Genomic DNA, 24,896 nt, shown 5'->3' with positions numbered 1-24,896 from the left:
GACCTCAGACGTTGCGGAAGCGGTTGATGGCGTCGATGTGCTGTTCGCGGAGTTCCGTGTCACGCACGCCCAGGCCCTCGCGGGGCGCCAGCGCGAGGACGCCGACCTTGCCTTGGTGGAGGTTGCGGTGCACGTCGTAGGCGGCCTGGCCGGTGTCCTCCAGGGAGTAGACCTTGGAGAGTGTCGGGTGGATCTTCCCCTTGGCGATCAGCCGGTTCGCCTCCCACGCCTCGCGGTAGTTGGCGAAGTGCGAGCCGATGATCCGCTTCAGCGACATCCACAGGTAGCGGTTGTCGTACTCGTGGTTGTAGCCCGAGGTCGAGGCGCAGGTCACGATGGTGCCGCCCTTCCGGGTCACGTACACGCTCGCGCCGAAGGTCTCACGTCCCGGGTGCTCGAAGACGATGTCCACGTCCTCGCCGCCGGTCAGCTCACGGATGCGCTTGCCGAAGCGCTTCCACTCGCGCGGGTCCTGGTTGTGCTCGTCCTTCCAGAACTTGTAGCCCTCGGCGTTGCGGTCGATGATCGCGCTCGCGCCCATCTTCCGGCAGATCTCCGCCTTCTGGTCGCTGGAGACGACGCAGATCGGGTTGGCGCCGCCGGCCAGCGCGAACTGTGTGGCGTACGAACCGAGTCCGCCGCTCGCACCCCAGATCAGCACGTTGTCGCCCTGCTTCATGCCGGCGCCGTTGCGCGAGACGAGCTGGCGGTACGCGGTGGAGTTGACCAGGCCCGGGGACGCGGCCTCCTCCCAGCTGAGGTGCTTCGGCTTCGGCATCAGCTGGTTCGACTTGACCAGGGCGATCTCCGCCAGGCCGCCGAAGTTGGTCTCGAAGCCCCAGATGCGCTGCTCGGGGTCGAGCATCGTGTCGTTGTGGCCGTCACTCGACTCGAGCTCGACGGACAGGCAGTGCGCGACGACCTCGTCGCCCGGGTTCCAGGCGTTGACGCCGGGCCCGGTGCGCAGGACGACGCCCGCCAGGTCGGAGCCGATGACGTGGTACGGGAGGTCGTGGCGCTTGCTGAGGTCGCTGAGCTTGCCGTACCGCTCCAGGAAGCCGAAGGTCGAGACGGGCTCGAAGATCGACGTCCACACGGAGTTGTAGTTGACCGAGCTGGCCATGACCGCCACCAGGGCCTCGCCCGGGCCGAGCTCGGGCACCGGCACGTCCTCGATGTGGAGGGACTTGCGGGGGTCCTTGTCGCGGCTGGCGACGCCGGAGAACATCTCGGCCTCGTCCTTGTGCACGGTCACCGCGCGGTACGACTCGGGGATGGACAGCGCTGCGAAGTCCGCGGCTGTGCTGTCCTGCGATTGGATCGCGTCCAGGATTTCCTTCACGGTGTTGCCTCCGGCAGATCGGGTCTCCGGCGTCGAGGGAAACGCTCGGAGGACCCCTGTGGTCAGGGGAGCGGTGCGGTGTGGAGGTGTGCCGTCGGTTCGGCGGGTGGTGCTTCGGGCCTGCTCGGTGGAGCAGAAGGGTTTGCCTGTGACGCAGGCGCCCGGGCGCGCGGACACGTGGTCTGCGGGGACAGCCGGCGTACGAGAGGTCTCTGCACGCCGGCCGCCCGGACTCCTTCAACGTATGGCACTGCGTGACAGCTGACAAGGCACCCAGTGCCAACAATTTCTCTCACTTGTCATCTCGTAGGCACGCATGAGCAACATCATGGGTGGGTATGTCGCGTTGCCTCCCCTTTTGTGGGTGCTACGGCGCGGTGCGGTACACGTACGGCGTCGTCGTGCTGAGCGCCGTGAAGCCGAGCCGCCGCAGGATCGGGGCGGACCGGTCCGTCGCGTCGGCCTGGAGATAGCGGTAGCCGAGGCTGGCGGCGATGCGGGCCCTGTGGGCGATCAGGGAGCGGTAGATCCCCCTGCCCCGCCAGGGTGCCGCGGTCCCGCCTCCCCACAGCCCGGCGAAGCCGGTGCCGGGGTGCATCTCCATCCGGGCCGAGCTCACCGGTTCGTCACCCGCCATGGCCACCACCGCGACGAACGTGTCCGGGGCGTCGGAGAGCCGGGCCAGGGCCCGGTGGCGCAGTCTCGAACCGTCGGTGCCGAAGGCCAGCTCGTGGGCCCGGACCATCAGCTCCACCCCGGCCGCGTCCGTCACCTGCCGCAGCCGGACGCCCTCGGGGAGCTCCACCGGCATGGGCCGGCCCGCCACCGGTGCCACCAGCAGGGTCTCCGGCGGCTCCGGCTCGAATCCGGCCGCGGTGAGGAGCCCGCCCAGACAGGCGGGGCCGTCGTGTGCGTACAGCTTCCACTCGAACTCGCCGAGGCCTCGGGCGGTGTAGTGCTCCACCTGAGCCGCGATCTCCGACTCCGCACGGCCGGGCGAGAGGTCCGGGGCCGTCCACACGACGCCGTTCCAGTCATCGGCGCCGCCGGTCTGCCGTACGACGTCACCCACGCGTTCGACGTGTGTGCCGGGGCCCTCGGGGCGGGCGTGCTCACGCATCTCGCGGTCGAAGAGGGCCAGTATCCCGTCAGGTTCCATCCACGCATCCGAGCACGTCGACCCCGGGCCTGACCACCGGGTTCTCCGGACCGGTGCGTCAACCGGCGGCCGCGGGGCACACGGAAGTGATCTTGATGTCGACGTGACGGACAGGGGTGGGTACCTGATGGGCATACAGATGCGCAGGGGCGTCCGGGAGGGCCACAGGCCCGAGTTCGACGTCCGGAGGACGGCCCTCGGCTTCGTCCTCCTCGCTCTCCTGGTCTGCGGCGCCGGACTGGCGGCACGCACGGTCCTGGAGAGCGCCGGACGGCACCCGGCGATCGCCGTCGCCTCGGTCGTGGTGCTGGTGGCCGGGGCTGTGGCGCTTCTGCGCAGGCGTCGCAGCCGCAGGGCGGCGGCCAGGGCCGCCGCGGCAGCCGTCGAGACCGCGTACGAGGTGGTGGACGCCGCCCTGGAGGAGGCCTCGGCAGCCGAGGCGGCCCCCGTCCCCGTCGCCGCCGTCCCCGAGCAGGCCCGGCCGGTCGACTACGCGGCCATGGACCCGTACGACTTCGAGGAGGCGGTGGCCGGTCTCTGCCGTCGGGACGGCTGTCCGGACGTCGAGGTCGTCGGAGGCGCCGGTGACCTGGGCGCGGACGTGCTCGCCACCACGCCGGACGGGCGCCGTCTGGTCGTGCAGTGCAAGAGGTACACGAGTGACAACAAGGTCGGCTCGCAGGACCTCCAGCGCTTCGGCGGCACCTGTTACGCGGTGCACGAGGCCGAGGTGGCCGTCGTCGTCACCACCGGCGAATTCACCGAACCGGCACTCGACTACGCCGAGCAGTGCGGCATCGTCTGTGTCGGCCTCGACGAGCTCACCGCGTGGAGCGAGGGCGCCGCGGCGCCGCCGTGGTACGCGGGAGCGGCCGTCCAGCCCGCGGAGGGATGAGTCCGGCCGGGGGCCGGACTCAGTGCTCCTTCAGCGCCTGCTGAATCGTGCGCATGACCTCGTCGAGCGGAGCGTCGGTACGGGCCACGGCGACCAGCACCTCGCCGTCCCCGGACACCGAGGCCGCAGGTGTCCTCCCGGGTTCGCCCGCGGTCCGCCCCGCTCCGATCCCCGTGCCGAAGGTCTCCCGCACGATCGCGAACGCGTGATCGAGCTGCGACTCCACGTCACCCTGGCCGTCCGCGCGCAGCCAGCGCCGCAGCACATGGTTGTGCGCGGTCACCACGGCGGACGCGGCGACCTCGGCGAGCAGCGGGTCGTCATTGCCCACATGGTGGTCGCGTTCGTCGAAATGGCCCAGGAGGTAGCGCGTGAACAGCCGCTCGTAGCGGGCCACCGAGGCGATCTCGGCCTCCCGGAGGGTGGGTACCTCGCGGGTCAGCCTGTACCGCGCGACGGAGACCGCGGGCTTCGCCGCGTACATCTTCATGACCTCCTTGATGCCGCGGCACACGGTGTCGAGCGGGTGCTCGTGCGCGGGGGCGGCGTTGAGGACGGCCTCGGCCCTGACGAGGGTGTCGTCGTGGTCCGGGAAGATGGCCTCTTCCTTGGAACGGAAGTGGCGGAAGAACGTGCGCCGGGCGACGCCGGCGGCCCCGGCGATCTCGTCGACCGTCGTTGCCTCGTACCCCTTCGTGGAGAAGAGTTCCATCGCCGCGGCGGCCAGTTCGCGGCGCATCTTGAGCCGCTGGGCGGCGGCCCGGGTGCCCGCGGTACTTTCCGGGGCGTCCGTCGCGGCGGAGGAACGGGGGGACTTGGCGGGTTGGGACATGAGGTGAACGTAACCCATCGGTGCGGGGGAGCGCGCCTGTGGGGGCGGGTCGCCCGAGGGCCCCAGCAACCCGCCCCACCTGGCACCGGGCCCGGAAGGCCCGGCGCCGGGCGCCGGACCCTCAGCGGCGGGCATACTCGCGGAAACCGCGCCCCGTCTTGCGGCCGAGGCAGCCCGCGGCCACCAGATGCTCGAGCAGGGGCGCCGGAGCGAGGCCCGGGTCGCGGAACTCGCCGTGCAGGACCTTCTCGATGGCGAGCGAGACGTCCAGCCCGACGACGTCCAGGAGCTCGAAGGGCCCCATCGGGTAGCCGCCGCCGAGCTTCATCGCCGCGTCGATGTCGTCGAGCGTCGCGTAGTGCTCCTCGACCATCTTGATCGCGTTGTTGAGGTAGGGGAAGAGCAGCGCGTTCACGATGAAGCCTGCCCGGTCACCGCAGTCGACCGGGTGCTTGCGCACCTTCACGCAGACCTCGCGGACCGTGGCGTGCACGTCGTCGGCGGTCAGCACGGTGCGGACCACCTCGACCAGCTTCATCGCGGGCGCGGGGTTGAAGAAGTGCATCCCCACGACGTCCTCGGGGCGCGAGGTGACCCGGGCGATCGCCACGACCGGCAGCGACGAGGTGGTCGTCGCGAGCACCGCGCCCGGCTTGCAGACCTTGTCCAGGGTCTGGAAGAGCTGCCGCTTGACCTCCAGGTCCTCGGCGACCGCCTCGACCGCGAGATCGACGCCGGCGAAGGAGTCCAGCGAACCCGCAGGGGTGATCCGGGCGAGCGTCTCGTCCCGCGCTTCCTCCGTGAGCCGCCCCTTGGACACGGACCGCCCCAGGGACTTGGCGATCCGCGCCTTGGCCGTGTCCGCCTTCTCCTGGCTGCGCGCCGCGAGGACCACGGCGTACCCGGCCTTCGCGAAGACCTCGGCGATGCCCGAGGCCATCGTCCCCGAGCCGGCCACGCCCACCGACGACACCTCGCGCCCGGCGACCGCGCCCGCGCTGTCCGTCGGCGTCAGCGCGTCCGGCACCACGTCCTGGCCGCCGGGCGAGTCGTACGTGTAGAAGCCGCGGCCCGCCTTGCGGCCTGTCAGGCCCGCTTCGCTGAGCTGCCCGAGCACCGGGGCAGGGGCGTGCAGCCGGTCGTGGGACGCGGAGTACATGGCCTCCAGGACCGTGCGGGCCGTGTCGATGCCGATCAGGTCCAGCAGCGCGAGGGGGCCCATCGGCAGCCCGCAGCCCAGCTTCATGGCGGCGTCGATGTCCTCGCGGGAGGCGTAGTTCGCCTCGTACATGGCTGCGGCCTGGTTGAGATAGCCGAACAGCAGGCCGTCCGCGACGAAACCCGGCCGGTCGCCGACCGCGACCGGCTCCTTGCCCAGCTCGCGGGCGAGCCTGGTGACGCTCTCCACGGCGGGCGGTGCGGTCAGCACGGAGGAGACCACCTCGACGAGCTTCATCACCGGCGCCGGATTGAAGAAGTGCAGGCCGAGGACCCGCTCGGGGTGCTGCGACTCGGCGGCCAGCCGGGTCACGGACAGGGCGTTCGTGCCCGTCGCGAGGATCGCGGCGGGGGAGACCACCGCGTCGAGCTCCCGGAAGACCTGCTGCTTGATCTCGTAGGTCTCCGGCACGACCTCGATGACCAGTTCCGCGTCCGCGGCGGCCTGGAGATCGGAGAACGTACGGAAGCGGGTGAGGATGGCGCGCCGCTCCTGCTCCGTGATCCGCTCACGGCGCACGGAGCGTGCGGTGGAGGCCTCCAGCGAGGCGACCGCCTGGCGGGCGGCGGCCTCGCTGATGTCGATGCCGATGACCTCGCGGCCCGCACGGGCCAGGACCTCGGCGATGCCGGTGCCCATGGTGCCGAGACCGACGACGGCAATGGTGGTGAGCGGGGTGTCCATCACGGGACTCCAGGGTGAGTGACGACTGAGAGGAGCACGGCGGCGGGCATGGCCGGAACCAGCCGGCGCCCGGCGTGCGGAAATCGCGTGTCGTGGTGCACGGTCCCAGGTGCGCACTGCACCCGGGGAAAGGTGACGGGCTCTGTCCCGAGCCGCGTCTCTCGAACTGCCGAACCGACAAGCACCCCGGGTGGCTGCGTCACCAGGCCACCGGAGCCGGCGGGTGTGTGTCCCGCTCACTTGAGATTAACCGGCGAGTAACGAGCGCGCCAGCCCTGTCGGACTGTGCACTGGCACACAGTTCATCGGACACAGTGCGTCGACACCTCTAAACTCAGCGTCATGGATGAGGAGTTCCGCTCGCTGACGGACCGGCTCGTGCTGGAGGCCGAGCAGCCGGAGGTCTTTCACCGGCTGCTCGCCACCGAGGACGACGAAGAGCTGGCCAGGGCCCTCGTGGAGCGCGAACGCCCGCTGTGGGCCCGCGAGATCGCGGCGTTCCGGCTTGGTTGCCGAGGCGACCGCCGCGCCTTCGAGGCGCTGGTCCTCCTCCTCAACCACCGCGATCCCGAGCGCTGCGTGTCGGCCGCTCACGCGCTCCTGCTCCTGGGCGACCCCCGCACACCCGGTGCGGCGGCCGCGCTCGCCACCAACAGCCTGCGGACGGCGTACGCCCTGCACCCGGTACGGCTGCTGACGGCCCTGCGGGCGCCCCAGTCCGTACCCGCCCTGGTCAGTACGCTGCACAGGCTGCTGGTCCCCGGCGACCCGCACTGGCGGGTCGCGCTCGCCTGCGTCGAGGGGCTTGGGAGCCTGGGGGACGTCCGCGCCCGCCCGGTCCTGGAGGCAGCCCTGCCGCACCCCCGTCTCGGCACGGCGGCGGAGGAGGCGCTTCGCCGGCTGACGGCGGGCTGAGGGCGCGCACGGTCCTGGAGGAGCGGCTCACGGCAGCATCCGCCGTGCCGAAAGGAGGCCGCGGTGGCCCGGGACCCCTCACCGTCCGGCGGCCACCAGCGGCGCCCGGAACGGGCTCGGTGTGCCGTGCCAGAAGATGTCCAGGCTGTCGCGGGCCCGCGTAGTGGCGACGAACAGCGGTGAGCGTGCTTGCGGGACCTCGCGCCGGTAGCGGACCGGATCGGATCGGTGCCACGCCTCCGGTTCACGCCGTCCCTGGGGATCAGCCCGTCGCTGACTCCGGCGACGACCATGCGCTGGTACTCGAGACCCTTGAAGCGGAACACCGTGCCGATGTGTACGCCGCCGTCACCACGTGGACCGTCGGTGCCGATCTCCACGGCCCGGATTCCGTGCTCCGCCAGAGTGGTCGCCGTTCCGCTCGCCATCTGGATTCGTCGGCACGCACATCACGATCAGCTCGTGCGGGATGTCGTCCCAGCTGTCGATCAGCATGGCGACGGCCTCCCGGTCGGCCCCCAGTCCGTGCGCCCGTGCAGGTCGGGCACTCCGCCGCAGGACCGACCAGTATCCGGCGAAGGTCTCCTCGTTGCCGTCGAGGTCGTCGTACTTTCCTGCGAAGACCAATTCCCCGACGCAATCGGGTGACAACCCGTCTCACATCTCAGGGCGCTGTCTCGTCATAGAGGTATGAACACGAAACTCCGTTACGCAAGTCTCGGCCTCCTGGCCGCGGTCGGCCTGTACACAGGGCTCTGGGCCTACTTCGCCCCGACAAGCTGGTATGCGAACTTCCCCGGTCTCGGACTCAGCTGGCTGCCCCAGCTGGGCCCCTACAACGAGCACCTCTCCAAGGACGCCGGGGCCATGTTCCTGGCGTTGGCCATGCTGACGCTCATCACGCTGAGCTCCGTGCGAAACACCCGGCTGGTCCAGACGACGGGCGCGGTGTGGCTGGTCTTCAACGTGCTGCACTTCATCTACCACGTACAGCACCTCGCCATGTACAACACGCGTGACCAGGTGCTCAACGTCATATTCCTGGCCGCGCTGGTGCTACTGGCGGCTCCGCTCCTGGTGCCGGTCCTCCCCGGACGGCCGAACGACACTCGATGACGTTCGGCGACAACAGCAACGACGGCGACATGAGCGTGAAGGAGAGGTCCGGTATGCGGGTGGCAGTGGCGGGCGGGACCGGGCTGGTCGGCCGGTATGTGGTCGAGGAACTGGCAGCGACCGGGCAGGAGCCGGTGGTGCTGGCCCGGTCGCAGGGCGTAAACCTTGTGACAGGCGCCGGACTCGACGCGGCCATGGCGGGCGTGGAGGTGGTCGTCGACGTGAGCAATGTGACGACTACGAGCGGCAAGAAGGCCATCGCGTTCTTCGACAGCGTCGGCCGCAACCTCCTGGACGCCGGTGAGCGAGCCGGGGTGGGCCACCACGTCGTGCTGTCGATCGTCGGCATCGACCAGGTCGGCCTCGGCTACTACCAGGGGAAACTGCGCCAGGAGGACGTGGTGAAGAGCGGGCGGACGCCATGGACGGTGCTGCGCGCCACCCAATTCCACGAGTTCGCGGAGCAGACCCTCGACCGGGTGCCAGGGCCACTGGCAGTGGTGCCCCGGATGCGGACCCGGTCGGTCGCGGCCCGTGAGGTGGCCCAGCAGCTCGTGCGGCTCGCAATGGCCCCGGCCCAGGGCATGGCCCCCGAGCTCGCCGGACCGCAGGTCGAGCAGGTCGTCGACATGGTGCGCCGACTGCTGCGGGCCCGGCACCAGCGGCGTCTGCTGCTGCCGGTGAAGATGCCCGGCGCCGCGGGCACGGCCATGGCGGGCGACGGTCTGCTGCCTGTCGGACAAGGGCCGCGGGGTAGCCAGACCTTCGAGGCATGGCTCGCCCAGCACGCTGTCCAGGAGGGATGAAGACGCCGTGTCCACGCCCTCCGAATCGGCCCAGGACACTCCCCTCGGCGCCCTCCAGGCCGAGCGCCGTCGGCTGCTCAACCTCGGCTACCGGATGCTCGGCTCGGTGCAGGACGCCGAGGACGTGGTCCAGGAGACGTACGCCCGCTGGTACACCCTGTCCGAGGAGGGGCAGCAGGGGATCGACGCACCGCTGGCTTGGCTGACCCGGGTCGCCTCACGGATCTGCCTCGACCACCTTGCGTCGGCGCGGGTCCGCCGGGAGTGCTACACCGGTGAATGGCTGCCGGAGCCCGTCCGGCACACCACCCTGTGGACGAGCACGGGCCACGAAGGCGGCGCCGATCCCGCCGACCGCATCACCCTCGACGAGTCGGTGAGCATGGGGATGCTCGTGGTCCTGGACTCGATCACTCCGGCGGAACGTGTCGCCTTCGTCCTCCACGACGTCTTCGGCGTGCCGTTCGCCGAGATCGCCGAGACGGTGGGCCGCACCCCTGCGGCCTGCCGACAGCTCGCCGCGTCCGCCCGACGGCGTATTGCCGGCCAACGGCCTGGCAGCAGTACGGCAGAGGAACACCGGCAGGTCGTCACCGCGTTCCGCAACGCCTGCGAGACCGGCGACCTCGACACCCTCATCGACCTCCTCGACCCCGACGTCGCGTCGCTCAGCGACGGCGGCGGCAAGGTGCGCGCGGCCCTGCGCCCGGTCGTCGGCCGGGACAAGGTGGCCCGCCTCCTCCTCGGCCTCATGCGTAAGGAACCCGGGGTGGAACTCGTCGAGGAGGACGTCAACGGCGCCCCCGGTGTGACGGTCCGCATCGCCGGCACCACCGTCGTCGTCCTCGCCCTGGACGTGCACGACGGCCTGATATCCAACCTGTGGATGGTGGTCAACCCGGACAAGCTGCACGCCTGGACCGACGACGAGACTGGCTGACGACCAGAGCCACACCGCCTGCTGATGCCGGCCCGAGCCCCTGGCAGGTACAGGCGACGCCAGGGGCTCGCACGGTCTCACGACGCGGGGGTCTGTCGAGCGGTGTAACTCGGTTGTCGAGGGTTACGGACGTGCTGCGGGGAGCCGGCCGTCGAAGGTGGTGCCGAAGGCGTTCAAGGCTGTCTTCCAGCGCATGGTCCAGCGGGCCCGGCCCTTGCCGGTCGGGCCCAGCGACATTATCGCCATGTAGACGCACTTCAAGGCGGCCTGTGCGTGCGGGAGGTGACCGCGGGCTCTCACCGCCCGTCTGATCCGCGCGTTCACGGACTCGATTGCGTTCGTCGTGCAGACGATGCGGCGGATCTCGGTGTCGAAGCGGAGGAACGGCGTGAACTCCTCCCGCGCGCTCTCCCGTCAGGGGCGTTGCGTGATCGGGATCTGTCCGGGTTCGTCACGTGAGGCCGAGGGTTCGTAGGGGCCGGAGGCAGTCGCGGCCGGTGTGGCGGAGGACGGCGGCGATGTCGGTCCGGCCGTCCTGCGGAAGACGCTCCGCATCCTCCGGATCAGGCCCCGCGCACCGGCGCAACAGTCCGGGCACGTCTGCGGCGGACCCGTAGTTGTGCCTCAGTGCTGCCCAGTCGATCAAATCTACTTCCGCCCACATGCGCGTGACCCTATGCCGGACGGTCGACCGTCGTCGCAGCGGAGGTGGTGAGATGCCTCCGCGGACCCGGAGCCACGCGCTTGCCACGATGCAACGGGGTGGGGGCGGGGCGAGCTGTCACAATCGGACGAGCGCCGTGGGGCGTCGGCAGGAGATGAGACGTGCGCGGCTCCGGCCAGGTGAAGCTGCGTCGTGAGGCCACCGTGTGATCGGCCCACCCCTCTGGCCGGACAGGGGTAGAAGTCATCCCGGAAGCGTGACAGTCCCGCAGGCCGTGCCTCCGCGGGCAGCGCAGGGAACACGACCACCGAGCCGTCCTTGCCGCGGGCGATGGGGATCGCCACGTCTGTCGCGCGGCTGGCCACCGTGATGCCATCGCCCAGCTGGTGAATCCGGTGGGCCGCGCGCATCAGACGATCCACTTCACCAGGCGTGAGGACGGGCCGCGAACCGTTCGGGCGGGACAGCTCCAGCGCCGACAGGCGCACCAGGGCATCGGCGATGCCCGACTCCCTTTCTTCGAGGCGCTGTTGGCCGCGCCTGAGTACGCGGGTGAAGCCGTCGAACAGGTTGCCAGGGTCGTTCTGGGCATGCTCGACGGCTTGCAGGACGATGACCCGTCGCGTCAGCGCAAGGGCCAGGGCAGCGAGTTCGAGGTGGCGCGGAACGCGCCTCCCTGGTCATCGACGCCGGAAAACAGCTCCCCGCTCCCGGGCCGCGCGCGCTTTCGTCGCGGCAGGGGCCGTAGCAGGCCCAGCCGGTCACCGTGGCGTCAGGAGCCTCGGCCACCGGATTCACCGGTCCGTCGTCCGCCGTGAGGTATGTGCGCCGGAGCTCGGCGTCCCGGTCGACGTCCATCGCGTCCAGAGACGACTGCGGAACCATGCCGGCGTACGCGGGGTCCGCCATCCGCGCACCCGGATGTCCGCCACGGCCGCGCAGTCGCCGAGCGCCATGCCGCGAACACGCACGCCGGGGGCGTACGCGGGAGTGGGTGGGGTGGTCACACGGCCCCTCCTGGCGTACGCCCCCGGGCGCGGTGCCCTCGCGTCCTCAGCCGCGGAAGCCGAGCAGGCCGTGCAGTGTGCTGCCCTTCGTGTTCGCGCCCGCCTTCGTGGCCGGGGCGGGCTTGGGCTCCGGCAGTGCGTCGCAGACCGCGTCCGCGCCACTGCCGCCGCCGGTGGGCACGGTGCCGTCGGTGAGGTAGTCCACCAGGTGTGCGTCCAGGCAGTCGTTGCCGCTCAGTGTGATGCCGTGGTTGCCGCCGCCCTGCTCGACGACGAGGCCGGAACCCTTCAGCCTGCGGCTCATGGTGACCCCGCCCTCGTACGGTGTGGCGGCGTCATCGGTGGCCTGGAGGATCAGCGCGGGCGGGATCTTGCCGTTGGTGACCCGCACGGGCTCCAGCGGCTCCACCGGCCAGGTGGCGCAGGGAGCGTTGTACCAGGTGTTGTTCCATGACATGAAGGGCGCCTTGCGGTGTGCCTGCCAGGTGTCGTTGCGCCAGGTGTTCCAGGTCCGGGGCCAGGCGGCGTCGCGGCACTGCACGGCCGCGTAGACGGAGTACCCGTTGTCACCGCTCCGGTCGACGGCCGCGAAGTCCTCGTACGCCCTGGCGAGCGCCTTCTGGTCCTTGTCGTTCACGTACGCCGCGAACGCTTCGGCGAGGCGTGGCCAGTAGCCGTTGTAGTAGCCGCCCGGCATGAAGGTGTCCTCGAGCTCGCCCGGCCCTACCTTGCCGGCCGCGGGCTGCTCCTTCACCGCGTCGCGCATCCGGTACCAGGCGGCTTCGACCTCGGCCGGGTCGCTGCCGAGCCCGTACGTGGCGTGGTTCTTCGCGACCCACGCCGCGAACGCCTTGTGGCGGGCGTCGAACGCGTGGTCCTGTCCCAGGTTGTCCTCGTACCAGACGCCGTCGGGGTCGACGACCGAGTCCAGCACCAGGCGGCGCACGCGCTCGGGGAACAGCTTCGCGTAGACCGCGCCCAGGTAGGTGCCGTAGGAGTATCCGAAGTAGCTGACCTGGGGTGCGCCGAGGGCCCGGCGGATGACGTCGAGGTCCTTCGCGGCACTGACGGTGTCCATGTACGGCAGCAGGTCGCCGTGCTTCTCACCGCAGGCGGCGGCGAAGGAGGCGGCCCGGTCGCGCGCGGTCCTCTCCGCCTCGTAGGAGTCCGGCACGGTGTCGGGGCGCACCGGCGCGAAGTACTTCGGTACGCAGTCGAGGGCGGGGGTGCTCTTCCCGACCCCGCGCGGGTCGAACCCGATCACGTCGTACTGCGCGGCGAGCTTCCCGGGCAGCGAGGCCGCCACGAAGCCCGCCATGGAGAGCCCGCTGCCGCCGGGGCCGCCGGGGTTGACCAGCAGAGGGCCCTGCGAGGTCTTCGCGGTGTGCGGAATCCGGGAGAGGGCGAGGGTGACCTGTCTGCCCGACGGGTTCTCATGGTCGAGCGGCGAGAGGACCTTCGAGCACTGCAGAGCCGGGTACGACTTGGTCCCGCAGCCGGTCCACTTCAGCGGCGCGGCGGCGCGCGGAGCCGGCCTCGTCCCCTCGGTGAGCGTGGTGGACGGTGCGGACGCGGTCGACGGTGCGGCGGTCACCAGACCCGCGACCGCGGCGCCGACGGCGACAATGATTCCTGCACGTTTCGTCATGTGGCCTCCCGAGTCGGGGAACGCGGCTGTGGGTGGCACAGCCCCCGCCGCATGCTTCCCGGATCCGGCGGGGGAAGGACGCGTGTCGCCGAGAGTTGACCCGTTCGGGCAGGGAGACCGCCGCGGTCAGAGCAGGGTCAGCTGGGTGGGGCCGGGCGCGTGGCCGTCCGTGACGGCCGTCGGGGATTCGCGGACGGTCCGACGGGCGAGGCCCCGGTCGGCGGGCCCGATGCCGAACTCGGCCGCCAGTTCGTGCACCCGGCGGGTGATGCCCCGTTGGTACCAGGTCGGCGCGTACGCCCCGTCCGCGTACATCCGTTCGTACCGCCGCACCAGGTGCGGGTGGTGGTGTGCGAGCCACCGCATGAACCACTCACGGGCGCCGGGCCGCAGGTGCAGGACGAGCGGTGTGACCGAGGTCGCGCCGGCGGCGGCGATGGCGCGGACCGTCGCGCGCAGCTGATCGGGGTGGTCGCCGAGGAAGGGGATGACCGGAGCCATCAGGACTCCGCAGCCGATCCCGTTGTCCGCCATGGCGCGGACGACGTCCAGACGGCGCTCCGGGGAGGGGGTGCCCGGCTCGACCGTGCGCCACAGGCCGGGGTCGGTGAATCCGACGGACACGGACACGCCGACCTCGGTGACCTCGGAGGCCTGGCGCAGCAGGTCGAGATCGCGCAGTATCAGGGTGCCCTTCGTGAGGATGGAGAAGGGGTTCGCGTGATCGCGCAGGGCCGCGATGACGCCGGGCATCAGCCGGTAGCGGCCTTCGGCCCTCTGGTAGCAGTCGACGTTCGTCCCCATCGCGATGTGCTGGCCGTGCCACTGGCGGGAGGCCAGGTGACGGCTCAGCAGTTCGGCGGCGTTGACCTTGACGACGATCTGGGAGTCGAAACCGAGACCGGTGTCGAGATCCAGATAGCTGTGGGTCTTGCGGGCGAAGCAGTAGACGCAGGCGTGGGAGCAGCCCCTGTACGGGTTGACGGTCCATTCGAACGGCATGCGGGAGGCCCCGGGCACCCGGTTCACGATCGAGCGGGCCCGGATCTCGTGGAAGGTGATCCCCTTGAATTCGGGGGTGTCGAAGGTGCGTGTCGTCACCGCGTCCGCGGCGAAGAGCGCGCTGTTCCCTTCCTTTGTGGTGTTTTCTGCCAGATTGTCCCAGCGCATGAACGTCTCCTCGGTAGCACTGCGCAGAGAATAGAACACATGTTCCCTTGATCGTGCGAGGCGGGGGAGCGGGGCCCGATTTTGAGGGGTCGTACCCGAGGTGGTTGGCTCAGCAGCACCCCGAACAACCGAGTGCTGGAGGAGCAGGCATGGCGCAGGTCGAGGCCACGACAGAGCGGATCATCGCGGCGGACGCAGAGACGGTGTTCGATGCGCTGGCCGACTACAAGGAGGTCCGGGGCAAGGTGCTGACCGGGCACTTCAGTGAGTACGAGGTGCGTGAGGGCGGAGACGGTGAGGGCACCCTCGTCCACTGGAAGCTCCAGGCCACCAGCAAGCGGGTCCGCGACTGCCTGCTCGAGGTCACCGAGCCCACCGACGGGCAGCTGATCGAGAAGGACCGCAACTCCACGATGGTCACCACCTGGACCGTCACCCCGGCGGGCGAGGGGAAGTCCAAGGCCGTCGTCTCGACCGTGTGGAACGGTGCCGGCGGCATCGGCGGCTTCTTCGAGAGGACCTTCGCGCCCAAGGGGCTCGGCCGGATCTACGACGAACTGCTGCAGAACCTCGCCACCGAGGTCGAGAAGTAGCCCTGCTCTCCATGCTGTTGGCGCTACGGCCGGCCTCACCGGAACGAGTGGTTTTCCGGTGTGGCCGGTTGTGCGCCGCAGTGCCTCCCACCGGCGCATAAGCCCGTTGTGTGCGCCGCGTGTGCGCCCGGTCGCGTTTGCCCCGCCTTGCCGCCTGATGCGAGAAATGGGCGGCGCAGCTGCGACGAGGGGAGCGCCACATGGTGGGTGGGATCACTCTGGTGAAGGACGAGCCGGGAGGCACGGAGCACGGGCAGCCCGGGACCCGGGCGGAGTCCGGCACGGCGGAGGAGCCCGGCACCGCGGAGGGGCCCCGCACCGCGGAGGAGCCCGGCACCGCGGAGGAGCCCGGCACCGCGGAGGGGCCCCGCACCCTGGTGGGGTCGCAGTCACCCCCGCCGCCGTCCGTTTCGGGACCCGCCGCACCGCCGGACGAGATCAGCCCCCGCAGGGTCCGGCTCGTCTTCCTCGGGCTGATGCTCACCCTGCTGCTCGCGGCGCTCGACCAGATGATCGTCGCCACCGCCCTGCCGAAGATCGTCGGCGAGCTCCACGGCCTGGACAAGATGTCCTGGGCGGTCACCGCCTATCTGCTCGCCTCCACGATCGGCCTGCCGCTCTACGGGAAGCTCGGCGACCTCTTCGGCCGCAAGGGCGTCTTCCAGTTCGCGATCATCGTCTTCGTCATCGGGTCCGCCCTCGCCGGCTGGTCGCGCACCATGGACGAACTCATCGCCTTCCGGGCCGTCCAGGGCATCGGCGGCGGCGGACTGATGATCGGCGTCCAGGCGATCATCGCCGACATCGTCCCGGCCAGGGAGCGGGGCCGCTACATGGGCCTCATCGGTGCCGTCTTCGGGCTCGCCTCCGTGGCCGGACCGCTCCTCGGCGGCTTCTTCACCGACCACGCCTCCTGGCGCTGGTGTTTCTACATCAACGTGCCGTTCGGCCTGGTCACCCTCGCCGTCATCGCGCTCGTCCTGAAGCTGCCCAAGCCGGCCGTCCGCCCCCGCCTCGACGTGCTGGGGGCGCTGCTGCTGGCCGCCGCGTCCACCTGTCTGGTGCTGCTCACCAGCTGGGGCGGTACGGAGTACGCCTGGGGTTCGCGGACCGTTCTGGGACTCGCCGCGGGCGCTGCCGGAACGACCCTGCTGTTCCTCGTCGTCGAGCACCGGGCCGCCGAACCCATCATCCCGCTGCGTCTGTTCCGCGACTCGGTCTTCAACGTCACCTCGCTGGTGGGCGCGGTCGTCGGGGTCGCGCTCTTCGGTGCCGCCAGCTATCTGCCGACCTACCTCCAGATGGTCGAGGGCGTCTCCGCCACCGAGTCAGGGCTGTTGATGCTGCCCATGATGGGAGGCATCGTCGTCGCCTCCGTGGTCTCAGGACAGCTGGTCTCGCGCACCGGCCGCTACCGCGTCTACCCGCTGGTGGGCGGAGCCGTCTCGGCGGCCGGCATGTGGCTGCTCTCCCTCCTCGACACCGGCACCTCGGCGCTGGAGTACGGCCTCTGTCAGGCCGTACTGGGCATCGGGATCGGACTCGTCATGTCCATCCTGGTGCTGGCCGTGCAGAACTCCGTACGCCCGTCGGACCTCGGCACCGCCACCAGCGCCCACAACTACTTCCGGCAGATCGGCGGCAGTGTCGGCGCCGCCATCTTCGGCACCCTGTTCGCGGGACGGCTCTCCGACGCGCTCGGGGTGCGGCTCCCCGCCGGTGCCGACCTGCCCGACCCGGAGTCGATCACCCCGCAGCTGGTCCACTCCATGGAGCCCGCGCTGCGCGACGCCTACATCCAGGCGTACGCCGACGCGATGCCGCGGATCTTCCTCTACCTGGTGCCGGTGCTCCTGCTCGGCCTGTTCCTCGCCTTCTTCCTCAAGGAGAGACCGCTGGTGTCCCACCCCATCCCGCAGACGGCCCCCGACCCGGCCGTGGCGCACTCCACGGTCCCCGCGGCCCGCACCGACCCCGGGCCATCGCAGCCCGGTCCTCTCTCCGGGGCCCCGGTGCGCGGACGTGTGCAGCATCCCGACGGTACGAGCGTGGGGCGGGCCGCCCTGACCCTCGTCGACGTACAGGGCCGGCAGGTCGGACGGGGAGCGAGCGGTGAAGACGGGCGGTACGCGCTGAGCGCGCCCGGAGCCGGTTCCTACGTGCTGATCGCCGCCGCCGGCGGGCACCAGCCGCAGGCCGTCAGCGTCACGGTCGGCGACCGGCCGGTGGAACTCGATGTGGTCCTGGGAGGGGCGGGGCGGCTCGCCGGCGCGGTGGTCACCCCCGACGGCGCCCCCGTCCGCGACGCGGCGGTCACGCTCACCGACGTACGGGGAGAAGTCGTCGCGACCACCCGCACCGGGCGTGAAGGCGCCTATGTCATCAGCGAGCTGGTGGCCGGTGAGTACACCCTGGCGGCCAGTGCCCCGGCCTTCCGCCCCGCCGCCCTCCCGGTCAGCGTGCAGGCCGCCCGGGAGACCAGACAGGACATCGAGCTGGCGGGCGGCGCCGTGCTGCGCGGGACCGTACGCGCCCCGGGAGGACGGGCCGTCGAGGACGCCAGGGTGACGCTGCTGGACGCGGCGGGCAACGTGGTCGCCACCCTCACCACCGGTTCCGACGGGGCGTTCCGGTTCGTGGACCTGTCGACGGGTGAGTACACCGTGATCGCCGCCGGCTACCCGCCGGTCGCCACCGTGCTCCAACTCCCCGGAGGGGGAAGGACCGAACGCGATCTCCAGCTGGGACACGAGGACTGAGGGCGGCAGGGGGCGCGGGGTGACACGCGGGCCTCCCGCACAACCCCCGCGCCCCTTCACGGCAGGAGACGGGGCTTCCGTCCCGCCGCCACGTCCTCGACCCAGCCGAAGCACACCACCGCGGCCGCGATCAGCACCCAGGCGACCCCGAACTGCACCCACGGGCTGTCCAGCGGCAGGTGCCGCTCCAGCGCCGGCACCTCCCACAGCGAATCGATCAGAGGCACCGCGGCCATCAGCGCCACCTCGTGCCAGAGATAGACCGTCACCGCACGGGCGTTGAACACCCTGACGACCCGGTCGGCCACCGGATGGCGGACGAGTCCGTCGAAGCGGGGCCGGAAACGGAGCAGAACCAGTACGAAACCCGCCGACCACAGCGCCTGGGCGAGCGGGATGTCGTCCAGGTCGAACGAACCCTCCACCGGATGCCCTGCCGCCCACCAGGCACCCGCCGCCATCAGCGGCACGGCGACGGCCACCGTCCCCGGGCCGCGCAGCCGGTCGAGCACACCGTCCCGGTGCGCGAAGCCCAGCAGCCAGCAGAACAGGAACACCGACGCGTCACCGATCGCGCCGCCCAGCCGGCCGTCCGGCACCCCGGACACCGTCTCCAGCACCACCACCGGCACCAGGGACAGGGCGAGCACGGGGAGCGGGGAAAGCCTGAAGAGACGCAGCAGCAGGGGCGAGAGCAGCACGAACCACAGATAAGCGCGCAGGTACCAGAGCACCGCCCACGCCTGCTCGCCCCACGCGTCACCGGGCGGATCACCGACCGGCAGCACCCAGAGCAGCACGTCCGGCCCCGGAACCCAGCCGTGCAGCAGCATCGCGACGCCGAGTACCAGGCCGAACAGCCACACCGGGACCAGCAGCCTCCGCAGCCTGCTGCGGATGACCCTCGAAGCCGGCCGTTCGAGGGAGCGGGCCATGAGCGATCCGGCGAGCGCGAACATCACGCCCATGGACGGGAAGACGAACCCCAGCCAGGGCCACTCGAAGGTGTGGTACGTCACCACCCGGACGAGCGCCACCGCCCGCAGCACATCGAAGGACCGGTCGCGGCCGGTGCCCGCGCCGGCAGCAGGGGCGGGCGCGGGCGCCGTCCTGCGGTGCGAACCCGCCACTACGAGGCCCCCACGTGAGGCGCGCCCACCTCACCGGTGCGCTTCAGCTTCTGCCAGCGCAGCCGCCCGCCGGTCGCCGCCGTGACGCAGGAGTGGATCAGCACGAGGTACATCAACTGCCGGTACGCGAGCTGCTGGAGGGGCAGCATCAGCAGATACCGGTACTTCTCCCGGTCGAGACGGAAGGCGTACGCCGCACAGAAGAGCTGCACGGCGAGGACGGCCAGCCAGGCGAGCAGAGAGGCGCGGAAGTCCACGAAGACCATCGCGTAGACGGTGAAGACGTCGATGAGCGGCGCGAAGACGGGGGTGACGATCTGGAAGAGGACGACGAGCGGCATGCCGACCCGGCCGAAGCGCCCGGAGGGCCCCCGGTCGGTGACGGACCGGCGGTGCTTCCAGAGCGCCTGCATGGTGCCGTAGCTCCAGCGGTAGCGCTGACGCCACAACTGGCCCAGTGACGCGGGGGCTTCGGTCCAGGCGCGGGCGTGCTCGGCGTAGACGACACGCCAGCCCGCGCGATGGAGCGCGATGGTGATGTCGGTGTCCTCGGCCAGTGTGTCCTCGCTCATCCCGCCGGCCTCCAGAACAGCCCGGCGGCGGAATGCCCCGATGGCGCCGGGGATGGTGGGCATGCAGCGCAGCAGGTCGTACATCCTGCGGTCCAGGTTGAAGCCCATCACGTACTCGATGTGCTGCCAGGCGCCGATCATCGTGGACCGGTTGCCGACCTTCGCGTTGCCCGCGACGGCACCGATTCCGGGGTCGGCGAACGGCTGGACGAGCTGGTGCACCGCGTCGGGCTCGAAGACGGTGTCCCCGTCCATCATCACGACGATGTCGTGACGCGCCTGCCGCACACCGTTGTTGAGGGCCGCCGCCTTGCCGGCGTTCTCCTGCCGGATCACCCTCACATCGGGCAGGCCGAGCGATTCGGCGATCTCCGCGGTGCCGTCCGTGGAGCCGTCGTCGACGACCACGATCTCGATCGGATGGGTGCTCGCGGCAAGGGAGTTGAGCGTACCGGCGATGCACTCCTTCTCGTTGTACGCGGGGACGATGACACTGACCGGTCCGGTCACCTCGGGGCCCCAGGAGAATCCGCGCCGGTTCCGTCGCCGGTGATGGCGCCGGGCGAGCAGGAGCATCATGCCGAAGCGGCCCAGGACCGCGGCCCCCACGACCGCCAGCACCACGGCCAGCCCCGGCACCGTCCACTCCGCGACGGCGACGGCGGCGAGCAGGGCGCGGCCCTCCCATCGCCCGGCGGTGTCCGCCGGGCGATGGGAGGCCTGTTCGGGGTCGCCCTGCGCGGGGCCCGGATGTGCTGCCCCTGCCGCCCCGTCCGCGGCCGCGTCCTGCTGCTGCGCGCCGCTGACGGTGGTGAAGGTGTAACCCTTCGCCTTCATCTTCGCGATGTACTTCGGCAGCGCGGCCAGCGTCTCGGAACGGTCGCCGCCGGCGTCGTGGAAGAGCACGGAGGCGCCTTCGTCGTCCTTCGGCGTAGCCCACTCGACGATCTTGGAGACGCCCGGCTGCTGCCAGTCCTCGCTGTCGGTGTCGATGAACACGCTGGTGTAGCCCATCGCGCCGAGGCGCTTGTAGACGGGCCAGCTGTAGTCGTCGATCGCCTCCGTCTTCGACGAGTACGGGGCACGGAACAGTGTCGTCGTGATACCGGCCGCACCGGCCAGGGCGAGCTGTGTCTGGGCGATCTCCCGCTTCACACGGGCCTCGCTCTGGTAGGAGAGGTCCACGTGGGTGAAGGTGTGGACCCCGACCTCGTTCCCTTCCTCGACCATCCTGCGGACGACGTCCGGATAGCGCGAGATCATCGAGCCGACGAGGAAGAAGGTGCCCGGTACGTCGTTCTCGGCGAGGACGTCCATCACCTTCCCGCTCCACTCGGGATCGGGTCCGTCGTCGAAGGTCAGCACGATGGTCCTGTCCGGCACGGACCGGGTGCGGGCGGTGCCGCCGGGGAAGCTCAGGATGGGCCCGCCCTCCAGCACATCGCCGGGCACCGTGTCCGCGGAGGCGTCGGAGCGCACCCGCTGGTCGTTACCGACCTCGGCGCGCAGATAGCCGTCCAGCAGCATCATGCAGACGAGCCCCAGCAACAGCAGCAGAGCCATGATCACGCGGGGCCGGGGGACTGCCTGACGCCCTACGCGGCCGATCCTGCCCGGCGTGGCGTGCCTACGGCGCGAAGCGGCCATCAGTTCGCCCCGCCCGAGTCCGATGCCGATGCCGAGTCCGATGCCGCCGCCGGGCCGGACGGTGTCGCCCCGCCTGACGGCGACGGCGGCGTCGGCGCGCCGCTCGGCGGTGCGGTGCCACCCGGCGGCGGGCCGTACCCGGGCTGCGTCCGGCCACCCGGGCCGGCCTCCGCGGCCGGTGCGCCGTCGAAGGGCAGCAGCTGGGAGGGGGTGAGGGAGACACCTCCCATGAAGGCGAGGCCCAGCACGGCGGCGTAACCCACACAGACGGTGCCCAGCAGCATGCCGGCGCGGCGCAGCAGCCTGGCCCGGCGCCCGGAACTGTCCACGAAGACGGGCCCCTCCTGGGGCTGTCCGGCCGAACGGCGGCGCTCGGCCGAGCGGGCCGGGCCGGCGTGTGCCCGGCGCCGACCGCGTGGCGCCGGGGCTTTCTCGATGACGGGGTCGGATTGCATGTGCGCATGGTGGCGAAGCTTCTTGTGCGAACTCTGGAGCTTTCCTGGCCGTCCGCTGTGAAACGGGCCCGAACCTGTCGGGCCACTGAGAGTGCGCCGGGCACGGTACGCCTGCCCCACGCCGTTCGGGCCCGCACCGCCAGGGGAGTTGGCCGCTTCCGTGGCCGCTCCGAGTCCCTTCCCATGAGTTTGCTGTGGCTTCGGGCGGCCCCGTGCTGTGAGAGGTTCGTGGTGCCCCGGCAGCACCGGCTGTCGTTCCGGGCGACCTTCCGAGAGCAGGTGCACATACGTCATGCAAAGGCGCACACGGGTTTCCTCAGCCCTCGCAGGGCTGATCGCGCTGAGCCTCGCCTGTTCGGCCTGCTCGACGGGCGGCGTGGCCGATCAGGCGAAGGGTTCCGCACCGCCGCCGCCCGCGGCCGGGCAGACCCACTACACCCCGTACGTGAGCGCCACGACCGCCGCCGACACCGACGGCGCGGGGTCCCCCGGCACGTACAACCTGGCTTTCGTCACGTCCGGCACATCGGACTGCACGCCTCTCTGGGGCGGCACCACGGCGGCGACCAGTGACGCGGTGGCGGCCCGTGCCGACGCGCTCACCGGGACCGGGGCGGACATCCGGGTCTCCTTCGGCGGCGCCGCGGGCACCGAGGCGGCGCTGGCGTGCGACAGCGCGGAGGAACTGGCCGACGCCTACGCGGAGGTGCTCGACGCGGTCGGCGCCACGAAGGCCGACTTCGACATCGAGGGTGACGCGCTCACGGACACCGCCTCCGTCACACGGCGCAACGAGGCGCTCGCCCTGCTGCAGGAGAGGCGCGACCTCGACGTCACCTACACGCTGCCCGTCATGCCCGACGGGCTCGAGGACACCGGGCTCGCCGTCGTCGAGGACGCGGCGGAGCAGGGGGTCGACGTCTCGGCGGTCAACATCATGGCGATGAACTACAGCACCTCCCACGACGGCGACATGGGCGACTACGCGGAGCAGGCCGCCGCCGCGGCCCACGACCAGCTCGTGGACGTGCTCGGGCTGTCGCGGGACGCGGCGTGGAAGGCGCTGCACATCACCGTGATGATCGGGGTCAACGACGTCGAGGGCGAGACGTTCACCCTCGACGACGCCACGTCCCTGCGCTCCTTCGCCACGCGTCAGGGAGTCGGCGCGCTCTCCCTGTGGGCGGCCTTCCGCGATCAGGCGTGCGCCCCGGACGAGGAGACGAAGACGGCGTCGGACACCTGCAGCGGAGTCGACCAGGAGGCGGGCGCGTTCGCCGAAGCGCTGAGCGGCTGAGGGCGGCCTGACGACCGGTCCGGTTCAGCGCAGAGGAGCTTCCCTGACCAGGGTCATCAGCGCCTTCGCGCCGGGGCTCATGGCTCGGGCCGGAGGGAGGACCACGACGCTCTCGTAGACCGGCCGGTGCGCTCCGTCGAGCTCCACCACCACGAGGTCCCGTGCCTCCGGTTTACGGGAGAAGTGGTGCGGAACGACCGCGACCCCGAGGCCCTCGTGCACCAGCTCCAGCAGGCTGTGCACGTCGTTGACCTCCAGCGCCACCGTGCGGCGGGCCCCCGCGGTGGCGAACGCCTCGTCCGCCGCGCGCCTCGGCCCCCAGTCCGGGTGGAAGTCGATGAACGACTCGCCGTGCAGCTCTCCCCACGCCACCCGTGTGCCCTCCCGGGCGAGCCGGTGGCCGGGGGAGCACAGCACGACCATGGGTTCCCGTGCCAGCGGCACGAGTTCGCCCCGCCACTCCGGCGGACTGACGGTCGCCGCGAACGCCAGGTCCAGCCGGCCGCCGGCCACCCCCTCCAGCAGGCTGGACGTGCCCTCCTGCCGGAGCCTGATCTCCATGTGCGGATGTTCCCGGTGGAAGGCGGCGAGCAGCCGCGCCGTGCTGACTCCGGCCACGCACTGTTCGACTCCCAGCGTCAGCGTGCCGCGCAGCAGCCCTCGTACGGCGTCGACGGCGTCCCGGGCGGCCCTGGCGCCCGCCAGTGTGCGTTCCGCCTCCACCAGGAGGGCCGCCCCCGCCTCGGTGAGCCGGACCGTGCGTGTCGTACGGCTGAACAGCGGTGTCCTCAGCTCGTGCTCCAGAGCCCGGACGGACGCCGACAGCCCGGACTGGGAAACGGCCAGCCGCTCGGCCGCCCGGGTGAAGTGCTGCTCCTCGGCGACGGCGACGAAGTGCTCCAGCTGACGCAGTTCCATGATTGAGCAATCTAGGCGATGAATCCCAGCGGAATCTCCTGTTGGACCGCTGGATCGTTCTCCGCCAGTCTTGAGGGCGCGCACCAGACCTGGCGCGCTACGCCGTGTCCCGTGGAGTGCCCGACATGTATCTTCCGTCCGCCGACCGCTACACCGCCATGCCCTACCGGCGCACCGGGCGCAGCGGTCTGCTGCTCCCCGCCCTCTCGCTCGGGCTCTGGCACAACTTCGGAGGCGACCGGACCCCCGAGAGCCAGGGCGAGATCCTGCGCAGGGCCTTCGACCTCGGTATCACCCACTTCGACCTCGCCAACAACTACGGCCCGCCGCCCGGCTCCGCCGAGATCGCCATGGGCCGCGCCCTGAAGACGGACTTCGCCGGTCTCAGGGACGAGATCGTGATCTCCACGAAGGCGGGCTACCACATGTGGGAGGGCCCGTACGGGGAGTGGGGGTCCCGCAAGAACCTGCGCTCCTCGCTGGACCAGAGCCTGACCCGGCTCGGCCTCGACTACGTCGACATCTTCTACTCCCACCGCTTCGACCCCGACACCCCGCTCGAGGAGACGATGGGCGCTCTCGACACGGCGGTGCGCCAGGGCAAGGCGCTGTACGCCGGCGTCTCCAACTACTCCGCCGAGCAGACCCGCGAGGCCGCCCGCATCCTGAACGGCCTGGGCACCCCCCTCCTCATCCACCAGCCGCGCTACTCCATGCTGGACCGCTGGGTCGAGGACGGGCTGCTGGACGTCCTGGACGAGCTGGGTACCGGTTCCATCGCGTACTCCCCGCTGGAGCAGGGCATCCTCTCCGACCGCTATCTGCACGGCATCCCGGAGGGGTCTCGTGCGGCGGGAACCAGCCCGTTCCTCTCGGCCGAGGCCGTCACCCCCGACCTGGTGAGCCGGCTGGGCGCGCTGAACGACCTGGCGCGGGAGCGCGGACAGTCCCTCGCCCAGATGGCGCTCGCCTGGGTCCTGCGCGGCGGCCGGGTCACCTCGGCCGTCGTGGGCGCGAGCAGTGTCGCCCAGCTGGAGAACAGCGTCGAGGCCGTGCGGGGCCTGGAGTTCGGCGAGGACGAACTCGCCCGGATCGCCGAGCTGGTCGAGGGCACCGGCCGCGCCTGAC

The 24,896-nt window shown here is 71.0% G+C and carries 20 protein-coding genes and 3 pseudogenes; 9 read left to right on the top strand and 14 right to left on the bottom strand.

Annotated elements, in window-relative coordinates; translation table 11 throughout:
• Positions 1 to 4 precede the first annotated feature (4 nt).
• On the bottom strand, positions 5 to 1,342 hold the full coding sequence (gene ccrA, locus OO67_RS25785; RefSeq protein WP_033303844.1) for a crotonyl-CoA carboxylase/reductase: 1,338 nt from the start codon (positions 1,340 to 1,342) through the stop codon (positions 5 to 7).
• Between the two features lie 367 nt (positions 1,343 to 1,709).
• Complete coding sequence (locus tag OO67_RS25780; protein WP_033303842.1) at positions 1,710 to 2,501, bottom strand: GNAT family N-acetyltransferase; 792 nt, start codon at positions 2,499 to 2,501, stop codon at positions 1,710 to 1,712.
• 127 nt (positions 2,502 to 2,628) lie between these two features.
• On the opposite strand from OO67_RS25780, the gene OO67_RS25775 reads away from it, so the two are divergent.
• The gene (locus tag OO67_RS25775; RefSeq protein ID WP_033303841.1) at positions 2,629 to 3,396 is read left to right on the top strand and encodes a restriction endonuclease; all 768 of its coding nucleotides are present in this window, start codon (positions 2,629 to 2,631) and stop codon (positions 3,394 to 3,396) included.
• A gap of 19 nt (positions 3,397 to 3,415) precedes the next feature.
• On the opposite strand, the gene OO67_RS25770 is transcribed toward OO67_RS25775, so the two are convergent.
• Positions 3,416 to 4,228: a TetR family transcriptional regulator gene (locus OO67_RS25770; RefSeq protein ID WP_033303839.1), complete on the bottom strand. Its 813-nt coding sequence runs from the start codon at positions 4,226 to 4,228 to the stop codon at positions 3,416 to 3,418.
• A gap of 121 nt (positions 4,229 to 4,349) precedes the next feature.
• A complete protein-coding gene (locus tag OO67_RS25765; protein WP_033303838.1) occupies positions 4,350 to 6,131 on the bottom strand; it encodes a 3-hydroxyacyl-CoA dehydrogenase family protein in 1,782 nt (593 codons plus the stop codon).
• Positions 6,132 to 6,473: 342 nt separating this feature from the next.
• On the opposite strand from OO67_RS25765, the gene OO67_RS25760 reads away from it, so the two are divergent.
• Complete coding sequence (locus OO67_RS25760; protein ID WP_033303837.1) at positions 6,474 to 7,046, top strand: adenylosuccinate lyase; 573 nt, start codon at positions 6,474 to 6,476, stop codon at positions 7,044 to 7,046.
• 78 nt (positions 7,047 to 7,124) lie between these two features.
• On the opposite strand, the pseudogene OO67_RS40910 reads toward OO67_RS25760, so the two are convergent.
• Positions 7,125 to 7,658 (bottom strand): annotated as a pseudogene (locus OO67_RS40910) (UvrD-helicase domain-containing protein); the annotation flags it as partial.
• 78 nt (positions 7,659 to 7,736) lie between these two features.
• Between OO67_RS40910 and OO67_RS25750 the strand changes: the two are divergent.
• From OO67_RS25750 to sigJ, 3 genes are read left to right on the top strand one after another with little or no spacing between them, the layout of a single operon-like run.
• Positions 7,737 to 8,162 (top strand): hypothetical protein, encoded by a 426-nt coding sequence (locus OO67_RS25750; protein WP_033303835.1) that lies wholly within the window; start codon positions 7,737 to 7,739, stop codon positions 8,160 to 8,162.
• Positions 8,159 to 8,968 (top strand): SDR family oxidoreductase, encoded by an 810-nt coding sequence (locus OO67_RS25745; protein WP_244300324.1) that lies wholly within the window; start codon positions 8,159 to 8,161, stop codon positions 8,966 to 8,968. The genes OO67_RS25750 and OO67_RS25745 overlap by 4 nt, the downstream gene beginning before the upstream one ends.
• A 7-nt stretch (positions 8,969 to 8,975) precedes the next feature.
• On the top strand, positions 8,976 to 9,908 hold the full coding sequence (gene sigJ, locus OO67_RS25740) for an RNA polymerase sigma factor SigJ (RefSeq protein ID WP_033303833.1): 933 nt from the start codon (positions 8,976 to 8,978) through the stop codon (positions 9,906 to 9,908).
• A gap of 123 nt (positions 9,909 to 10,031) precedes the next feature.
• Here the strand turns inward: sigJ and OO67_RS37175 are convergent.
• The 5 genes and pseudogenes from OO67_RS37175 to OO67_RS25730 all read right to left on the bottom strand — a co-directional run.
• Positions 10,032 to 10,319: pseudogene (locus OO67_RS37175) on the bottom strand (transposase); the annotation flags it as partial.
• Positions 10,320 to 10,359: 40 nt separating this feature from the next.
• The gene (locus OO67_RS37170; protein WP_078598282.1) at positions 10,360 to 10,572 is read right to left on the bottom strand and encodes a hypothetical protein; all 213 of its coding nucleotides are present in this window, start codon (positions 10,570 to 10,572) and stop codon (positions 10,360 to 10,362) included.
• A 281-nt stretch (positions 10,573 to 10,853) separates the two neighbouring features.
• Positions 10,854 to 11,269: pseudogene (locus tag OO67_RS40130) on the bottom strand (hypothetical protein); the annotation flags it as partial.
• 356 nt (positions 11,270 to 11,625) lie between these two features.
• Positions 11,626 to 13,227, bottom strand: a complete 1,602-nt coding sequence (locus tag OO67_RS25735) for an alpha/beta hydrolase (protein WP_033303832.1) — start codon at positions 13,225 to 13,227, stop codon at positions 11,626 to 11,628.
• A gap of 126 nt (positions 13,228 to 13,353) precedes the next feature.
• Positions 13,354 to 14,397 carry an Rv2578c family radical SAM protein gene (locus tag OO67_RS25730; RefSeq protein ID WP_033303831.1) on the bottom strand — a complete coding sequence of 348 codons (1,044 nt, stop codon included), beginning with the start codon at positions 14,395 to 14,397 and terminating at the stop codon, positions 13,354 to 13,356.
• 149 nt (positions 14,398 to 14,546) lie between these two features.
• Between OO67_RS25730 and OO67_RS25725 the strand changes: the two genes are divergently transcribed.
• Together OO67_RS25725 and OO67_RS25720 are read left to right on the top strand one after the other, a co-directional pair.
• The gene (locus tag OO67_RS25725) at positions 14,547 to 14,990 is read left to right on the top strand and encodes an SRPBCC family protein (RefSeq protein ID WP_033303830.1); all 444 of its coding nucleotides are present in this window, start codon (positions 14,547 to 14,549) and stop codon (positions 14,988 to 14,990) included.
• Between the two features lie 200 nt (positions 14,991 to 15,190).
• Positions 15,191 to 17,749, top strand: a complete 2,559-nt coding sequence (locus tag OO67_RS25720; RefSeq protein ID WP_033303829.1) for an MFS transporter — start codon at positions 15,191 to 15,193, stop codon at positions 17,747 to 17,749.
• 56 nt (positions 17,750 to 17,805) lie between these two features.
• On the opposite strand, the gene OO67_RS25715 is transcribed toward OO67_RS25720, so the two are convergent.
• Genes OO67_RS25715 through OO67_RS25705 form a run of 3 tightly spaced genes read right to left on the bottom strand, consistent with a single transcriptional unit; the run spans position 17,806 to position 21,553 of the window.
• Positions 17,806 to 18,879, bottom strand: a complete 1,074-nt coding sequence (locus tag OO67_RS25715) for an acyltransferase family protein (RefSeq protein ID WP_033303827.1) — start codon at positions 18,877 to 18,879, stop codon at positions 17,806 to 17,808.
• Complete coding sequence (locus OO67_RS25710; RefSeq protein WP_033303823.1) at positions 18,879 to 21,098, bottom strand: bifunctional polysaccharide deacetylase/glycosyltransferase family 2 protein; 2,220 nt, start codon at positions 21,096 to 21,098, stop codon at positions 18,879 to 18,881. The genes OO67_RS25715 and OO67_RS25710 overlap by 1 nt, the downstream gene beginning before the upstream one ends.
• The gene (locus OO67_RS25705; RefSeq protein WP_033303822.1) at positions 21,098 to 21,553 is read right to left on the bottom strand and encodes a hypothetical protein; all 456 of its coding nucleotides are present in this window, start codon (positions 21,551 to 21,553) and stop codon (positions 21,098 to 21,100) included. Before OO67_RS25705 ends, OO67_RS25710 begins: the two co-directional genes overlap by 1 nt.
• A 292-nt stretch (positions 21,554 to 21,845) precedes the next feature.
• On the opposite strand from OO67_RS25705, the gene OO67_RS25700 reads away from it, so the two are divergent.
• Positions 21,846 to 22,850, top strand: a complete 1,005-nt coding sequence (locus tag OO67_RS25700) for a chitinase (RefSeq protein ID WP_033303821.1) — start codon at positions 21,846 to 21,848, stop codon at positions 22,848 to 22,850.
• 24 nt (positions 22,851 to 22,874) lie between these two features.
• Here the strand turns inward: OO67_RS25700 and OO67_RS25695 are convergent, their stop codons facing one another.
• Positions 22,875 to 23,768, bottom strand: coding sequence for a LysR family transcriptional regulator (locus OO67_RS25695; protein WP_033303820.1), 894 nt, complete (start codon positions 23,766 to 23,768; stop codon positions 22,875 to 22,877).
• A gap of 125 nt (positions 23,769 to 23,893) precedes the next feature.
• Between OO67_RS25695 and OO67_RS25690 the strand changes: the two genes are divergently transcribed.
• Complete coding sequence (locus OO67_RS25690) at positions 23,894 to 24,895, top strand: aldo/keto reductase (protein ID WP_033303819.1); 1,002 nt, start codon at positions 23,894 to 23,896, stop codon at positions 24,893 to 24,895.
• The last annotated feature ends 1 nt before the right edge of the window (position 24,896 follow it).

Origin of the sequence: Streptomyces atroolivaceus (assembly GCF_000717025.1) — a bacterium.
Taxonomy (GTDB): domain Bacteria; phylum Actinomycetota; class Actinomycetes; order Streptomycetales; family Streptomycetaceae; genus Streptomyces; species Streptomyces atroolivaceus.
This window is presented reverse-complemented; position numbering and strand designations above follow the sequence as displayed.

Coding starts and splice junctions, on each gene's coding strand:
- OO67_RS25780 (WP_033303842.1), bottom strand. CDS start 2,501: ATGGAACCTGACGGGATACTGGCCCTCTTCGACCGCGAGATGCGTGAG.
- OO67_RS25775 (WP_033303841.1), top strand. CDS start 2,629: ATGGGCATACAGATGCGCAGGGGCGTCCGGGAGGGCCACAGGCCCGAG.
- OO67_RS25770 (WP_033303839.1), bottom strand. CDS start 4,228: ATGTCCCAACCCGCCAAGTCCCCCCGTTCCTCCGCCGCGACGGACGCC.
- OO67_RS25765 (WP_033303838.1), bottom strand. CDS start 6,131: ATGGACACCCCGCTCACCACCATTGCCGTCGTCGGTCTCGGCACCATG.
- OO67_RS25760 (WP_033303837.1), top strand. CDS start 6,474: ATGGATGAGGAGTTCCGCTCGCTGACGGACCGGCTCGTGCTGGAGGCC.
- OO67_RS25750 (WP_033303835.1), top strand. CDS start 7,737: ATGAACACGAAACTCCGTTACGCAAGTCTCGGCCTCCTGGCCGCGGTC.
- OO67_RS25745 (WP_244300324.1), top strand. CDS start 8,159: ATGACGTTCGGCGACAACAGCAACGACGGCGACATGAGCGTGAAGGAG.
- OO67_RS37170 (WP_078598282.1), bottom strand. CDS start 10,572: ATGTGGGCGGAAGTAGATTTGATCGACTGGGCAGCACTGAGGCACAAC.
- OO67_RS25735 (WP_033303832.1), bottom strand. CDS start 13,227: ATGACGAAACGTGCAGGAATCATTGTCGCCGTCGGCGCCGCGGTCGCG.
- OO67_RS25730 (WP_033303831.1), bottom strand. CDS start 14,397: ATGCGCTGGGACAATCTGGCAGAAAACACCACAAAGGAAGGGAACAGC.
- OO67_RS25725 (WP_033303830.1), top strand. CDS start 14,547: ATGGCGCAGGTCGAGGCCACGACAGAGCGGATCATCGCGGCGGACGCA.
- OO67_RS25720 (WP_033303829.1), top strand. CDS start 15,191: ATGGTGGGTGGGATCACTCTGGTGAAGGACGAGCCGGGAGGCACGGAG.
- OO67_RS25710 (WP_033303823.1), bottom strand. CDS start 21,098: ATGGCCGCTTCGCGCCGTAGGCACGCCACGCCGGGCAGGATCGGCCGC.
- OO67_RS25705 (WP_033303822.1), bottom strand. CDS start 21,553: ATGCAATCCGACCCCGTCATCGAGAAAGCCCCGGCGCCACGCGGTCGG.
- OO67_RS25700 (WP_033303821.1), top strand. CDS start 21,846: ATGCAAAGGCGCACACGGGTTTCCTCAGCCCTCGCAGGGCTGATCGCG.
- OO67_RS25695 (WP_033303820.1), bottom strand. CDS start 23,768: ATGGAACTGCGTCAGCTGGAGCACTTCGTCGCCGTCGCCGAGGAGCAG.
- OO67_RS25690 (WP_033303819.1), top strand. CDS start 23,894: ATGTATCTTCCGTCCGCCGACCGCTACACCGCCATGCCCTACCGGCGC.